Genomic DNA, 11952 nt, shown 5'->3' on the forward strand with positions numbered 1-11952 from the left:
TCGCGCACCCGCACGGTCGCGGTGCCGGCGTCCGTCAGCTCGACCGGCACGATCGTGTCCGCGCCTGCGGGGACCGGCGCACCCGTCATGATCCGCGCCGCGGTGCCCGGACCGACCACGGGCTCGTCGGCCGTGCCCGCGGGCAGGTCCGCCACCACCCGGAGGGTCGCCGGCAGGTCGACCACGTCCTCGTGGCGCACGGCGTACCCGTCCATCGCGGAGTTGTCCCAGCGGGGCAGCGGCTCGTCGGTGCGCAGGTCGTCGGCGACCACGAGGCCGTCCGCGTCGTCGAGGAGCACCTCGACCGCGGGCAGGGGCGAGGCCAGCGCGAGGGCGGCCGCGCGGTGCTCGGTGAGGGAGCGCACGGTCAGCTGGCGTCCATCCAGGCCAGGATCCCGCCGTCGACGTTCGAGGCGTCGAACCCCGCGCCGCGCAGGATCTGCGCCGCGGTCAGGGAGCGGGCGCCCACCTGGCAGTGCACGACGATCTCCCGGTCGTGCGGCAGGCCGGCCAGCGCGGAGCCGTCGAACAGGGTGCCCAGCGGCACGAGCACCGCGCCCGGGATGGACGCCTGGGCGTGCTCGGCGGGCTCGCGGACATCGATGAGCAGGAAGTCGTCGGTGCCGGCCTCGCGGGCGGCCAGTCGGCGGACCAGCTCGGGGGCGGTGACGACGGGGACGTCGGACATGGGAGGGACCTCCGGGGTCGTTGCGGGTACCGGTCGGCGGGGTACGAGGGGGATCTCGGTCCATCGGCCGCGCAGGGCGTCGATGACGAGCACGCGGCCGAGCAGGCTCTCGCCGGTGCCGGTGATCAGCTTGACCACCTCGGTGGCCATGACGGAGCCGACCTGCCCGCAGAGCGCGCCGAGCACGCCTGCCTCGGCGCAGGACGGGACCTCGTCGGGCGCGGGCGGCGAGGGGAACAGGTCGCGCAGCTCCACGCCCGCCCGCCCCCAGAACACGGTGGTCTGGGCGTCGAACCGCAGCACGGACCCCCACACCTCGGGCAGGCCGAGCCGGACGCAGGCGTCGTTGACCAGGTAGCGGGTGGGGAAGTTGTCGGTGCCGTCGACGACGACGTCGTAGCCGCGCAGGATCTCGTCGACGTTCTCGCTGGTCAGGCGCGTGCGATGAGCCACGACGCGGATGTCCGGGTCGAGGGCGGTGACCGAGTCGCGCGCGCTGTCGACCTTGTGGCGGCCCACGTCGGCCGACCCGTGGATGACCTGGCGCTGCAGGTTGCTGACGTCGACCACGTCGTCGTCGACGATCCCGATCGTCCCGACACCGGCCGCCGCGAGGTACTGGAGCACCGGGGCACCCAGGCCACCCGCACCGACCACGAGCACCCGGGCGTTGCGCAGCCGGCGCTGGCCGTCGACGCCGATCTCCGCGAGGAGGAGGTGGCGGGACCCGCGCTCGGTCTGCGCAAGGGTCAGGGGCGGACCCGGGGGGACCAGGGCGGACAGAGGCACGAGATCCAACCTACGTCGCGGCGGGCGGCTGGATGACCGTCGCCTCGGACAGGGCACCCGCAGCACGCGCCGCGGCCACGACCGCCTCGACGTCCACCAGCGGCCCCTCGACCAGCACGGGCTGACCCAGCAGCGACGAGCCCGACCAGCTCACGGCCGCATGCTTCGGCGGCCGGAAGTCGACGGTGCGGGGCAGGTGCACCACGGCCGCGGCCCGGACGCCCAGGTCCTCGGCCCGGCGCACCAGCACGCTGCGAACCGCGTCCAGCCGCTCGACGCTGCGGACGAGCACCCGCTGGCGGCGCTCACTGGTGCGGAACGTCACGACCACCAGCCCGTCGTCGCCCGCGACGTCACCGGTGGCCAGCGACTCGAAGTTCACGCCGCGCGTGGCGAACACCCCGGCGAGCGCCGCGATGGTGCCGGTCCGGTGGTCCGCCCGGACGAACGCCACCCAGCGGTCGTCGTCGTCGGAGATCATGCGCCGCCTCCCAGCCACGGCGCGTTCGCCGCGTCGATCCGGTCTGCCACGGCCGTCAGCCGGCGGACCTCGTCGGGCGCCGGCTCGTCCAGCAGCACCCGCGACCAGCCCTCCTGCCCGACCACCACGGGGACGCCGAGCACCCCGGTGCGGTCCAGCACCTCACCCGAAAGCGCCACCTGCCCGGCGACCACGATGTCCCGCCCGTCGAGGATGGTGTCCACCAGGTCGATCGTCGCGCTCGCGGTGCCGGCAGCGGTCTTGGCCCCGCTCTGGTGCGTCATCCACGGGCGGGCGACCACCCGCAGGTCCGGCGGCCAGCTGTCGATGAGCGCGAACGCCTCACCGATGTCCCGGATGGCCCCGAGCTGCGCCTTGGCGTCCGCGATCTCCGCGCCGAACCCGTCGAGCGAGCGCCCGCCGCGCAACGTGGCCACCGCCCGCCGCCGCTCGTCCACGTCGAGTCCGCTGATCCGCACGGACGACCAGAGGGGCACCAGGTCGTCCCCGTGCTGCCCGGCCACGAACCCGGCCACGCGGTGGCGTCGGACCCCGAGCGACACCGCGATCTCCCGCCGGAACCGCAGGGTGTCCAGCCACGCGCCCATCCCGATCACGCGGTGCCGCTTCAGCGCGGAGGCCATGACCGCGACCCCGAGCTCGACGGGGTTGGAGACCACGACCACGACCTCCTGCCCCGAGCCGTACCGGGCGAGCGCGTCCGCGTAGGCCGTGAACGCGGCCAGGTTCTGCTCCGCGAGCTCCGCCCGGGTCATCGGGGCACCCGCCGACGCCGGAGCGGTCGCGCCCGCGGCGACCACCACGACGTCCGCGACCACGTCCGCCGGGTCCAGGGCGACGTCGAGCAGCGGGGCGTGCTCGTCGTACGCGTCGATGAGGTCCGCGCGCAGCCCGTGCACCGCGCGGCCGGAGGCACCGTCGAGCCGACCGACCAGCTGCAGCCGCGAGCTCGTCGGCAGGATCCGCCGCTCCACCAGCTGCGTACAGATCTGCCGTCCCACATCGCCCGTCGCGCCGAGCACCGCCACGTCCATGGCCGTGACTGTAGGGGGCTCGTGTTACAGCGAACGCTGCCAGGCGACGATCCGGTCCACGGCCTGCCGCACCACGTCCACCGACGACGCGAACGAGAGCCGCACCCAGTGGTGCCCGTCGACCGGATCGAAGTCGGTGCCCGGCGTGAGGGCGACCCCGGCCTCGTCCAGCAGCCGCGCGCACCAGGTGATCGAGTCCAGGCCGCTCGCGGAGATGTCGCCGTACAGGTAGAACGCGCCGTCGGCCGGGGCGATGCGCGCCCAGCCGAGCTCCGGCAGCCGGTCGAGCAGGTGCGCGCGGGCCGCTGCGTAGCGCTCGACGTTCTCCCGCGCGGCGGCGTACCCGGCCGGGCTGAACGCGGCGACCCCGGCGTGCTGGGCCAGCGCCGGCGGGCAGAGGGCGACGTTGCCCGCGAGCGCGTCGACGGTCGTGACCAGGTCGTCGGGGAGCACCAGCCAGCCGAGCCGCCAGCCGGTCATCGCCCAGTACTTGGAGAACGAGTTCACGACGACGGCACCGCGGTCCAGGTACCGGGCGGCGGTGGCCGTCGCCTCGGAGCCGTAGGTGATCCCGTGGTAGATCTCGTCGCTGATCAGCCGCACGCCGTTCCCCGCGCACCAGTCCGCGATCGCGGCGAGCTCGTCCGGGTCGATCATCGTGCCGGTCGGGTTGGCCGGGCTGGCGATCACGAGCCCCTCGACCGGTGGGTCCAGGGCCTCGAGCTGCGCGACGGTCGGCTGGTACCGGGTCTCCGGGCCGCACGGGACCACCACGACCTCGCACCCGAGGGCCGCGAGGATGTTGGCGTACGCGGGGTAGCCGGGGACCGCGAGCGCCACCCGGTCGCCGACGTCGAACGCCGCGAGGAACGCGAGCACGAAGCCGCCGGACGAGCCGGTGGTGACGGCGACCCGGCCGGGCTCCACGCCGACGTCGTAGGTGTCGCGGTAGTGCTGCGCGATCGCCGCGCGCAGTGCCGGAGACCCCAGCGACTCGGTGTACCCGAGGTCGCCCGAGGTCAGCAGGTCGATCGCGCGCTGCCGCACGACCTCCGACGCCCCCGTCGACGGCTCGCCCGCGCAGAGGTTCAGCACATCCTCGCCCGCGGCCTTGCGCGCGTTGGCGGCGGCCAGGATCTCCATCACGGCGAACGGTGGGACGTGGGCGCGGGCGGCAACCTTCATGGGCTCATCGTGGCGCACGGGCTCGGCTTCGGCGCCGGACCCGTGCGGCAATCGATCAGCTGTTGTCGACGGTGTCCGCTCCCGCTGCGTCGGACTTGATGCGGTCGATGGCGTTCTGGGCCGACGCCTTCGCCGAGTAGCCCTCGCTGGACGCGAGGACGTTGCCGTTGGTCGCGACGATCCGGAACCGGAACTCGCCCGCCTTGTCCTTGTAGATCTCGAACTTCACGACAACCTCCGGGAGTTCTTCCGCGGGTGCCGCCGGCGTTCGTCGACGGCCCTGCCAGTCTGTCGCGCCAGGGCCAGGAGCGCGCGGTCTAGCCTTCGTCTCGTGATCGTGGACTGCGCGCTCTACTCCGCCGGACGCCGGCGGCACCACATCGATGACCTGCGCCTGGCCCTGCAGGAGGCCGAGGCGGAGGACGGGTTCGTGTGGATCGGCCTGGTGGAGCCCACCGCCGAGGAGTTCGACCAGCTCGCCAAGGGCTTCGAGCTCCCGCAGCTGGCGATCGACGACGCCATCCGGGCCCACCAGCGGCCCAAGCTCGAGCAGTACGGCGGGGTCACGTTCGCGGTGGTCAAGCCCGTGCACTACGTCGACCACGTCGAGGTGGTCGAGGTCACCGAGCTCGCGATCTTCCTGGGCGAGCGGTTCGTCATCGTGGTCCGGCACGGCGACACGACGATCCCGGCGCAGGTGCGGGCGGCGCTGGAGGCCGACCCCGAGATGCTGCAGCACGGCCCGCCCGCGGTGCTGCACGGGATCCTGGACAAGGCCGTCGACCAGTACCTCGACGTCACCGCGGCGATCGACGAGGACCTGGACCAGATCGAGGACCAGGTGTTCGGTGACGACCCGGGCAGCGACCACGCCGAGCGGATCTACAAGCTCAAGCGCGAGGTGCAGCAGTTCCGGCGCGCGGTCGTGCCGCTGGTCCAGCCGCTGACCCGGCTGGCCGAGCAGCAGGTGCCCTGCATCCCCGCCTACTCACGCCCGTACTTCCGGGACGTCCAGGACCACGCCCTGCGGGCCGCGGAGCTCATCGAGGCCGCCGACGCCCTGCTCACTGGCGTCATGCAGGCCGACCTCGCGCAGGTGAGCGTCGAGCAGAACCGCGTGACGGTCCAGCAGAACTCCGACATGCGCAAGATCTCCGCGTGGGCGGCSATCGCCSYGGTGCCSACCRYGWTCGCCGGCSTGTACGGGATGAACTTCGACTACCTGCCCGCCTCGGACTGGTCGCTCGGGTTCTGGATCGTGCTGGCCGGGATCGGCGTCGTCTGCGTCGGCCTGCACCGAGCCTTCCGACGCAACCGCTGGCTCTAGCCGGGCAGGGACGACTCGATCAGCTCGACGATCTCGGGCGCGTCCGGGGACGTCTGCGGGCGGAACCGGTGCACCGACCCGTCCGGCGTGACGACGAACTTCTCGAAGTTCCACGTGACCCGGCCGGCCTTGCCCGACGCGTCCGGGGTCGTGGTCAGCGCGGCGTACAGCGGGTGCTGGTGCCTGCCGTTGACCTTGACCTTCTCGAACATCGGGAACGTCACGCCCCACGTCGCCGAGCAGTACTCCGCGATGGCCTCCTCGGAGCCGAGCTCCTGGAGGAACTGGTTGCTGGGGAAGCCCAGGACCGTGAACCCGCGGTCGCCGTAGGTCTTCTGGAGCCGCTCGAGCGTCTCGTACTGCGGGGCCAGGCCGCACCGGGAGGCCACGTTGACCACCAGCTTGACCTTGTCCGCGTACGCGCCGAACGTCGTGGGCTCGCCCTTGAGGGTGGTCAGCGGGATCTCGTCGAGGGACATGCCTCGGTCAACCATGGCGACTGACCTGCGCATTCCCCAGCTCCGCGCGGACGTGCTCGACGATCCCGTCGGCCGCGGCCTCGATCTGGGCGAGGCAGTCCTCGAAGTCCTGCGCGCCGCCGTACCAGGGGTCGGCGACGTCGAGGTCGCCGGCCGCCACCGGGTCGAACGAGCGGAAGAGCACCGGCTCGACGTCCAGCCGCCGCAGCGCCCGCGCGTGCGCGTTCGTCATGGCCAGCACCAGGTCTCGGTCGTCACCGGCCCGCACCTGACGCGCCCGGTGCCCGTCACCGGCGGGGTAGCCATGGCCCAGCAGGACGGCCCGCGCGCGACGGTCCACCGGGTTGCCGTGCTCCTCGGCGCTGATGCCCGTCGAGTCGACGACCACCTGGTCGGCGAGCCCGGCGGCGGCGAACCGCTCGCGCAGGACCACCTCGGCCATCGGGGAGCGGCAGATGTTGCCGGTGCAGACGACCATGACGGAGTACGGGGTGGGCATCCCGCCATGATCGCCGCTCGACGTCACCTGTGCGCCCGGAACACCTTCGCCGCCGGGCCGAGCCGCAGGAGCACGGTCTCGCCGGAGGCGTCCTTGAGCCCGTCGTTGTCCGTGATCGCGTAGACCTGGCCGTCGCCACCGATGGTCAGGCCCTCGAGCTTCTCCTGCGTCCACCCGTTGGTCGCCCGCAGGTCCGGGACCAGGTCGCGGACCAGCGTCTTGGTCAGCGTGCCGACGGTGCCCGGTGCGGGGTCCCTGGCCGGGATCCGCACCGTGTAGACGGCCTTGACCTTCGCGTCCGGGCCGTTGAGCTTGTCGCGCTCGACGACCGCGAGCGTGTCGCGGTCCACGACCGTGATCTCCGACAGGCCGATCCAGTCGCCGGCGGTCGTCGTCGTGCCCAGCGGGTAGGCGAACCACGCCCAGGTCCCGGTGCGGACGTCGTAGCGGCCGATGCGCGCCCGGGTCTCGTCGCCGGTGAGCCCGCGCTGGAGCGCGACCCACACGTGCTCGCCGCGGGAGTCCTCCGTGGCGGCGACGCCCTCGATGCCCCACTTGCTCAGCCCCGCCGAGACGTCCGCGGGCAGCGGCACCGTCTGCTGGATCGCGCCGCTCGCGTCGGTGCGGACCAGCGCGTTCGCCGCGCCCGTCGCCCCCTCGGACCCCAGCCAGAAGCCGCCCCGCCGACGGGCCGAGACGCCCTCGATGTCCAGCGACGCCGCCGTGCCCCCCTGCGTCACGACGACGTCGCGGTCGATCACCGCCGGCGTCCGCGACACGTCGAGCCGGAGCAGGTGCGCCGTGGAGTAGGCCGCGTCCGACGCCGTCCACAGGTGCTTCTTGTCGGTCGGGTCCGCACTCAGCGCGCCGAGAGCGCCCCAGCCGATCGGGTTGCCCGCAGCGTCGTCGGCGGAGACGACGCTCGGGAACTGCGGGGCGCCGCCGGTCCGGGCGTAGGCCTTGCCACGCCCGAAGACGGTCACCGACGAGCGGACCAGGACCGACGCGTCATCGGTCTCGCTGGAGACCAGCAGCAGGTCCCGCGACGGYACCGGCAGGATGCCTTCCGGCCCGTTGGTCGTCGCCAGCACCTGGACGAACCGCGGGTGCGCGGCGTCGTCCACGTCGTACACCGCGACGAAGTTCGACCGCTCGGAGCCGACGAACGCGTACCGCTTCCCGCCGAGGGTCGCGACCGCCAGCCCTTCGATCTCGACGCCCTTCTTCCCGGCGCGCGACTCGGAGTGCAGCCCGGTCCGGACGGCCAGCCGCTSGAGCTCCGCACCGGCGTCCCAGACCACCGCGCCGGAGGTGTCGAAGACGGTCCACCCGCGGGTGCCGCCCTTCCAGTCGCCCTCGTTCGCCGTCGCCAGGTGCGTCGCGTCGAGCCACGCGACGGCGTCGGGCTCGCGCGGCGTGGCCGGGATGGACCCGGTCTGGTTGATCACACCGTCCTGCGCGGTGTCGATGCCGGTCACCGCGACGCTGCCCGCGCTGAACACGCGCGAGACGGCCCCGGAGGCGATGTCGACGAGCGCGACGCCGTTGTTCTCCTGCAGGGTCACCGCGACCGTGGTTCCCGTGGGGTCGATCGCGACGTACTCCGGCTCCGGGTCCTGCGGGGTGTCGAGCCCGGCGAGCGCGTCCGCCGTGAACGGCACCGCCCGGGTGGTCCAGGTCGCGGGGTCGGTCCCGAGCAGGTCCACGAGCTGCAGGAACCCGCCGGGCAGCTGCGGCAGATCGCCCTTGGCGCCGCCCGTCGGCTTCGCGTCCTCGTCGCGCTGGTTCTCGATCGCGATCGCCGCGTGCGTCTTGTCAGGCGTGAGCGCGATCGAGTCGGGCTGGCCGCCGAGGTCGATCGTCCGCACCAGCGCGTGCGTGGCCAGGTCGATCACCGCGAGCAGTCCCGACGGATTCGTGAAGCTCTCGGACGTGTCGACGACGACGAGCACGTAGCCGCCGACCACGGCCACCGACGTCGGCTCCGCGTGGTCGCCCACCCCGAGGTCCGCCGCCAGGTCGAGCGTGCCCAGGCCCCGCGGCTTCGCCGGGTCCGTCAGGTCGACGAAGCCGATCCGGCCCGCGAGCGCGTCGGTGTGGATGAACGTCCGACCGTCCTCGCTGACTGCGGAGATCTCCGCGACGGTCGGGTCCGCTGCCGGCACGTCCGCCGGGCGGTTCAGGTAGACGGGGTACGTGGCGAGGCGGTGGAACACAGCCTGGGGGGACGGCTGGGGGTGCGCCGCCGCGGCGGTCGCTCCCAGGCCCGCGCAGAGCACGGCGGTGCAGGTCAGCGCGGCAAGGGTGCGGCGGGCGTACGGCATCGAGGTCCCCTTCGATCGGTGTGCACCGAGGGTGACCAGGGCGGATGTCCGAGTTGCGGCAGGCAGGTGAACAGGGGTGGGCGGCGACGTGACGTTTGCCACGGAGGGAATCACGGCCCGTCGTCGCCCGGTTGTCGGGAGCATGCGAGCCATCACCTACTCCCGCTACGGCGCGTCCGACGTCCTCGAGCTCACCGAGCAGCCCACCCCGAAGGTCGGCCCCGACAGCGTGCTCGTCCGCGTGCGCGCCGCGTCGGTCAACCCCGTCGACTGGAAGGTCCGGGCCGGGTACCTCGACGAGATCATGGAYGTGACGTTCCCCGCGGTCCCCGGCTGGGACGTGGCCGGCGTGGTCGAGCGCGTCGGCCTCGACACCCCCGAGTACCAGGTCGGCGACGAGGTCTACGGCTACGTGCGCCGCGACTGGGTGCAGGGCGGCACGTTCGCGGAGTACGTCGCCGCACCCGTGCGGACCCTYGCGCGCAAGCCGTCGACCCTCTCGTTCGAGGAGGCTGCGGCCGTGCCGCTGGCCGGCCTGACCGCGTTCCAGGCGATCCGACGAGCCGGCGTCCGCGACGGTCAGACCGTCCTCGTGCACGCCGCCGCGGGCGGGGTCGGCGCGTTCGCCGTGCAGATCGCCCGCTCGGTGGGCGCCCGGGTGATCGGCACGGCGTCCGCGCGCAACCACGAGTACCTGCGCGACCTCGGCGCCGAGCCCGTGGAGTACGGCGACGGGCTGGCCGACCGCGTCCGCGCGCTGGTGCCCGACGGCATCGACGTCGTTCTCGACTTCGGTGGTGACGACCTCGTCGAGACCTCGAAGGCCCTGCTGGCCGACGGCGGGGTCGTGGCCTCGATCGTCGACGCCGCCGCGCGCGATGAGCTCGGCGGCCACTACGTCTGGGTCCGGCCGAGCACCGCGGACCTCGACGCCCTCGCAGCCCTGATCGACGCGGGCACCGTGAAGGTCGACGTCGCCGAGGTGTTCGAGCTGGCCGACGCCGCCGCAGCCCACGAGGCCAGCCAGACCGGTCACGTCCGCGGCAAGGTCGTCGTCCGCGTCGACTGACTCTTCCACGACGACGGCCCGCATCCTCAGCGAGGGTGCGGGCCGCGTACTAGTCGAGATATATTCTGGATCGAGCATTCGAACTGGAGCAGGAGGAGCCATGGCACCGCGCAGCCGGAACAACCCACTGGCCCTCGCCGTGCTCGCGCTCCTGTGGGAACGCCCGATGCACCCGTACGAGATGTCGATGACCCTGCGCGAGCGCCGCAAGGACGAGTCGGTCCGGCTGAACTTCGGCTCGCTGTACTCGGTGGTCGACTCGCTGGTGAAGCAAAGGCTGATCGAGGCCGCGTCCACCGAGCGGGAGGGCAACCGCCCGACGCGCACGGTGTACCGGATCACGGACGCGGGCGCCACGGAGGCCATCGACTGGCTGACCGACCTGGTCCGCACGCCGGCCAAGGAGTTCCCGCAGTTCGAGGCCGCGCTGTCGTTCCTGCCGCTGCTGGGTCCCGACGACGTCGTCCGGCTGCTGCACCTGCGGCAGACCTCGCTCGAGCGGCAGATCGCCGGCTTGGAGAGCGGGCTGGTCGACGCGCGTGCGATGGGCCTGCCGGCGATCTTCTCGCTGGAGAGCGAGTACGAGGTCACCATCGTCCGCGCCGAGCTCGGGTTCGTCACCGCGCTCGCGACGAGCATCGCGGACGGGTCGTTCGAGGGCGTCGATCTGTGGCGTGACCTGCACCAACGCGCCAGCACGCACGGCCGGTTGGATCCCGATGAGCTTGCGGAGGCGCTCGCGCCCTATCTGAGCCCTCCGTAGAGAAGAAGGTCGGCCCAGGTGCTGGAACACCCGGGCCGACCACCACGAACCGACCGGGACCCGTGAGGGCACCTGTGCGATCCGCCGCACGAATCAGCATAGGTGGCAGCTCGGTCGGACCACCCGCCGTTCTGGCCGGAAGGAACGGACGGCACGACCGAAGGCGGCACCATGCCCGCAGCACCCGTGGTCGAGGCACTCGACCTCGTCAAGACCTACCCCGGCGGCCGCGGCCGACCGGACGTCCGAGCCCTCGACGGCCTCACGCTCAGCATCCCCGGCGGCACCGTGCACGGGCTGCTCGGACCCAACGGAGCCGGCAAGTCCACCACCACGAAGGTGCTCACCACCCTCGCGCGCGCCACGTCCGGGGTCGCCCGCGTGGGCGGGCGCGACGTCGTGCGGGAGGCCGACACCGTCCGCCGCAGCATCGGCTACGTCTCGCAGGGCACGGGCGCCGACCCGCTGCTCAGCCCGCGCGAGAACCTCGTCATGGCCGCGCGGCTGCGGGGGCTGTCCCGAGCCGCCTCGTCCGACCGGGCAGCTGCCCTCGTCGACCGGTTCGGGCTGGCCGGGGCCGCCGACCGTGGCGCAGGCAAGCTCTCCGGAGGCACCCGGCGCAAGCTCGACGTGGCACTCGGTCTCGTGGGCACCCCGCAGGTCCTGTTCCTCGACGAGCCCACCACCGGGCTCGACCCGGAGGCGCGCGCCGCGATGTGGGCGGAAATCCGACGGCTCGCGGGTGAGGACTCGCTGACCGTCGTGCTCACCACCCACTACCTCGAGGAGGCGGATCGACTGGCCGACGGGTTGACGATCGTGGACCGGGGCCGGGTGGTCGCGTTCGGTTCCCCGGACGCGCTGAAGGCCACGCTCGAAGGGGACACGCTCACGGTCGACCTGGTCGAGCCGACCCCCGACCTCGTGCGGTCCGCGGTCGCGCCGATCACCGCGCTGCGCGAGGTCGTCGTCCACGTCGAGGGGCCGACCGGTCGCCTCGTCGCACGCACCACCGACGGACCGGCCGTCGTCGGCACCGTCATCTCCGCCCTGCAGGCGGCGGGCGTTCGGCACGGAGCCGTCGCGGTCTCCCGCCCCACCCTCGACGACGTCTACCTGCGGCACGCCGGCCGCTCGTGGACGTCGGCAGACGTCGCCTCGAAGGAGGTCGCCCGATGAGCACGCTCACCGTCACTCGTCCCGTCACCACGCCGACCCGCGCGTCGTGGGTCACGCAGACCGTCGAGGTCACCCGCCGCTGGACGGTGGACGCGATCCGGCAGCCGTGGGGCC

12 protein-coding genes and 1 pseudogene are annotated in these 11952 nt (G+C 73.0%); 4 read left to right on the plus strand and 9 right to left on the minus strand.

Annotation, left to right across the window (positions count from 1 at the left end):
- From AC1DUQ_RS10380 to AC1DUQ_RS10405, 6 genes and pseudogenes are all read right to left on the minus strand, one after another.
- Nucleotides 1-365 (minus strand): annotated as a pseudogene (locus AC1DUQ_RS10380) (molybdopterin molybdotransferase MoeA); the annotation flags it as partial.
- 2 nt (nt 366-367) lie between these two features.
- Nucleotides 368-1477, minus strand: coding sequence for a ThiF family adenylyltransferase (locus AC1DUQ_RS10385; protein ID WP_477059638.1), 1110 nt, complete (start codon nt 1475-1477; stop codon nt 368-370).
- A 10-nt stretch (nt 1478-1487) separates the two neighbouring features.
- Entirely contained in the window at nt 1488-1958 is a 471-nt protein-coding gene (locus AC1DUQ_RS10390; RefSeq protein ID WP_477059637.1) for an ACT domain-containing protein, read from the minus strand.
- A complete protein-coding gene (locus tag AC1DUQ_RS10395) occupies nt 1955-3013 on the minus strand; it encodes a lactate/malate family dehydrogenase (RefSeq protein ID WP_477059636.1) in 1059 nt (352 codons plus the stop codon). Before AC1DUQ_RS10395 ends, AC1DUQ_RS10390 begins: the two co-directional genes overlap by 4 nt.
- Nucleotides 3014-3037: 24 nt before the next feature.
- Nucleotides 3038-4198, minus strand: a complete 1161-nt coding sequence (locus AC1DUQ_RS10400; RefSeq protein ID WP_477059635.1) for a pyridoxal phosphate-dependent aminotransferase — start codon at nt 4196-4198, stop codon at nt 3038-3040.
- A 55-nt stretch (nt 4199-4253) separates the two neighbouring features.
- Nucleotides 4254-4427: a YegP family protein gene (locus AC1DUQ_RS10405; protein WP_082610719.1), complete on the minus strand. Its 174-nt coding sequence runs from the start codon at nt 4425-4427 to the stop codon at nt 4254-4256.
- A gap of 102 nt (nt 4428-4529) precedes the next feature.
- Here AC1DUQ_RS10405 and AC1DUQ_RS10410 point away from each other — a divergent pair, with 102 nt between their 5' ends.
- On the plus strand, nt 4530-5525 hold the full coding sequence (locus AC1DUQ_RS10410; RefSeq protein ID WP_477073750.1) for a magnesium and cobalt transport protein CorA: 996 nt from the start codon (nt 4530-4532) through the stop codon (nt 5523-5525).
- Here AC1DUQ_RS10410 and AC1DUQ_RS10415 read toward each other — a convergent pair.
- From AC1DUQ_RS10415 to AC1DUQ_RS10425, 3 genes are read right to left on the minus strand one after another with little or no spacing between them, the layout of a single operon-like run.
- Nucleotides 5522-6004 (minus strand): glutathione peroxidase, encoded by a 483-nt coding sequence (locus AC1DUQ_RS10415; RefSeq protein WP_477060792.1) that lies wholly within the window; start codon nt 6002-6004, stop codon nt 5522-5524. The two genes, AC1DUQ_RS10410 and AC1DUQ_RS10415, sit on opposite strands and share 4 nt — an antisense overlap.
- A gap of 7 nt (nt 6005-6011) precedes the next feature.
- Nucleotides 6012-6503 (minus strand): low molecular weight protein-tyrosine-phosphatase, encoded by a 492-nt coding sequence (locus tag AC1DUQ_RS10420; RefSeq protein ID WP_477059633.1) that lies wholly within the window; start codon nt 6501-6503, stop codon nt 6012-6014.
- A gap of 23 nt (nt 6504-6526) precedes the next feature.
- The gene (locus AC1DUQ_RS10425; RefSeq protein ID WP_477073751.1) at nt 6527-8827 is read right to left on the minus strand and encodes an esterase-like activity of phytase family protein; all 2301 of its coding nucleotides are present in this window, start codon (nt 8825-8827) and stop codon (nt 6527-6529) included.
- 142 nt (nt 8828-8969) lie between these two features.
- On the opposite strand from AC1DUQ_RS10425, the gene AC1DUQ_RS10430 reads away from it, so the two are divergent.
- From AC1DUQ_RS10430 to AC1DUQ_RS10440, 3 genes are all read left to right on the plus strand, one after another.
- The gene (locus tag AC1DUQ_RS10430) at nt 8970-9896 is read left to right on the plus strand and encodes an NADP-dependent oxidoreductase (protein WP_477059631.1); all 927 of its coding nucleotides are present in this window, start codon (nt 8970-8972) and stop codon (nt 9894-9896) included.
- 100 nt (nt 9897-9996) lie between these two features.
- Complete coding sequence (locus tag AC1DUQ_RS10435) at nt 9997-10659, plus strand: PadR family transcriptional regulator (protein WP_477059630.1); 663 nt, start codon at nt 9997-9999, stop codon at nt 10657-10659.
- 171 nt (nt 10660-10830) lie between these two features.
- Nucleotides 10831-11838: an ABC transporter ATP-binding protein gene (locus tag AC1DUQ_RS10440; protein ID WP_477059629.1), complete on the plus strand. Its 1008-nt coding sequence runs from the start codon at nt 10831-10833 to the stop codon at nt 11836-11838.
- Nucleotides 11839-11952 lie beyond the last annotated feature (114 nt).

The organism is Cellulomonas sp. P4_B5_2 (genome assembly GCF_056402235.1).

What these genes read in the sequence shown, in the direction of transcription:
- AC1DUQ_RS10390 (WP_477059637.1), bottom strand. Translation starts at nt 1,958, where the DNA reads ATGATCTCCGACGACGACGACCGCTGGGTGGCGTTCGTCCGGGCGGAC.
- AC1DUQ_RS10395 (WP_477059636.1), bottom strand. Translation starts at nt 3,013, where the DNA reads ATGGACGTGGCGGTGCTCGGCGCGACGGGCGATGTGGGACGGCAGATC.
- AC1DUQ_RS10400 (WP_477059635.1), bottom strand. Translation starts at nt 4,198, where the DNA reads ATGAAGGTTGCCGCCCGCGCCCACGTCCCACCGTTCGCCGTGATGGAG.
- AC1DUQ_RS10415 (WP_477060792.1), bottom strand. Translation starts at nt 6,004, where the DNA reads ATGTCCCTCGACGAGATCCCGCTGACCACCCTCAAGGGCGAGCCCACG.
- AC1DUQ_RS10420 (WP_477059633.1), bottom strand. Translation starts at nt 6,503, where the DNA reads ATGCCCACCCCGTACTCCGTCATGGTCGTCTGCACCGGCAACATCTGC.
- AC1DUQ_RS10435 (WP_477059630.1), top strand. Translation starts at nt 9,997, where the DNA reads ATGGCACCGCGCAGCCGGAACAACCCACTGGCCCTCGCCGTGCTCGCG.
- AC1DUQ_RS10440 (WP_477059629.1), top strand. Translation starts at nt 10,831, where the DNA reads ATGCCCGCAGCACCCGTGGTCGAGGCACTCGACCTCGTCAAGACCTAC.